Annotated in this window: 1 protein-coding gene; it reads right to left on the bottom strand. The window is 80.3% G+C overall.

Annotated features, from left to right (window positions below):
- Positions 1-157 precede the first annotated feature (157 nt).
- A partial coding sequence (locus tag PUR56_RS12460; protein ID WP_329948936.1) for a hypothetical protein occupies positions 158-356 on the bottom strand: 199 nt, incomplete at its 5' end.

Here is a 356-nt window from a genome sequence, read left to right as displayed (position 1 = left end):
GGTCGGCCCGGTGGGCCAGCACGGCGGTAGCGGAGCCGGGCGGGGCGGGGCTCTCGCCGGGCGCGGCCCCGTAGGGGCCGACGCCCTCCCCGTCCGGCTGGCGTAGCCCGGCGGGCGCCCCGTCGGCCGCAGCGGCGGCGACGAGCACCCCGGCCTCCTACAGCAGCAAGAGCCCGGTGTCGGCGGGCAAGCGCCCGAAGCCCGACCCCTCCCCCACTCCGAGCTGGGCGGGGCGGCGGCGCGTGGCCGCGTCCTGGACCTGGAAGTCCATGACGGCAGGGTGGCCGCGGGCGTGGACGCCGGCGAGCCGCTGCCCGGCGCCGACCACGATCTGCAGCTCTCCCGGGTCTTCGCCG

Origin of the sequence: Streptomyces sp. BE303, from assembly GCF_036290945.1 — a bacterium.
Classification (GTDB): domain Bacteria; phylum Actinomycetota; class Actinomycetes; order Streptomycetales; family Streptomycetaceae; genus Kitasatospora.
This window is presented reverse-complemented; position numbering and strand designations above follow the sequence as displayed.